This window comes from Xenorhabdus stockiae (assembly GCF_002632825.1).
Lineage (GTDB): Bacteria > Pseudomonadota > Gammaproteobacteria > Enterobacterales > Enterobacteriaceae > Xenorhabdus > Xenorhabdus stockiae.
Window position 1 is genome coordinate 1 of sequence record NZ_NJAJ01000121.1, and the last position, 1,169, is coordinate 1,169.

A 1,169-nucleotide genomic window follows, 5' to 3' on the forward strand; every position below is an offset into this window, starting at 1 on the left:
GCGGCTTTCTCTTCTTTCGTTGCCATATCAAGCTCAACGGCGTCCTGCCAGATATCGATTTTTTCTTTGGCTTCCGTTAGCAGTTGCCGTTTTCGAGACTCTGACCAATGCAGCAATTGCTCCCGTGTCGGTTGAGGGGCCGGAGGGATATCCCCCCATGCCGGTAAACCATCGCCCCCGACGACCCGGGACTTTCCTATCGGGGGATTCGCGGTGTACTTTTCGAAAACAGATTCGTCAACATCTATCCCTTTTTCTGGCCACATATTAGCTTTAATGTAATCCTGCTTTAAGGCATACGGATAGAATGCGTTATTGGCATATTTATACATGATAGTTCTCCTGAGTTAGTAACCAATGGCTATCCAGAACACCGATTGTTCTCTGGGTATTCTTGTAATACGCTGCTTAGGTAGGACTATATCGACGCTCATATTATCTTTTAGATCAATGCCTAAATTAGGCAGATAGACATCCACACTACCCATGCCGTTCAACGTTGCCTGAACACACATCGGCCTGTCAGTAAAGGGAATAGGGAAACGAACCTTGGCATAAAAAAAGACATCGTTATCTTGCGAAAAATTGACGAGTCCATATTGGATAGTCCGACCATCCGGCATTTTGAACCAATCCCTGCCCGATGTGAAAAACGACATATCCGGGATTTGATGCGTGCCATTGCCTATTGTTCGATACGCCGTTTCCGTTAGACCAAGATTATTAGCAAAAGCCTTTTTATCCGGGATATCTGCCCCATTAGCCGATTTAGTCAGGGCTTGCTGGGTTTTCCTGTCAACCCAATCACTAAAAGAACCGCCCCACTTAGGCCCTGAAATATCACCTTGTAATCCAATACTCCCGCCTCGGGTATCGAAATAAATACTGGCGACGTTATTCGGGTTTTCGTATGTGGAGTTAAGTCCAATCCCATTCCAAGAGCGAATTTCAATATTGTTACCTTCAAAACTGGCTGCATCCAATTTACCGGCAGCAATACTTCCGTCGCTTATGGTGACTGCCTGGGTAAATAACTGGTTAGTCGTGACATTACCATTCACTTTTCCACCAGTCCGGGTATCCAGTGAATGAGAAGCCCTGTCTACTGTATCCCGTAAACCAAGATTGTTCACAAACGCCGCTTTATCTTGGATATCCGCCCCGTTCTG

Annotated in this window: 2 protein-coding genes; both read right to left on the bottom strand. The window is 46.0% G+C overall.

All coding sequences use genetic code 11. The annotated features are described in order from the left end of the window. A partial coding sequence (locus Xsto_RS20685; protein WP_099126316.1) for a tail fiber assembly protein occupies positions 1-332 on the bottom strand: 332 nt, incomplete at its 3' end. A 15-nt stretch (positions 333-347) separates the two neighbouring features. Beyond that, the coding region (locus tag Xsto_RS20690) for a tail fiber protein (protein WP_244590481.1) at positions 348-1,169 on the bottom strand (822 nt) is incomplete at its 5' end.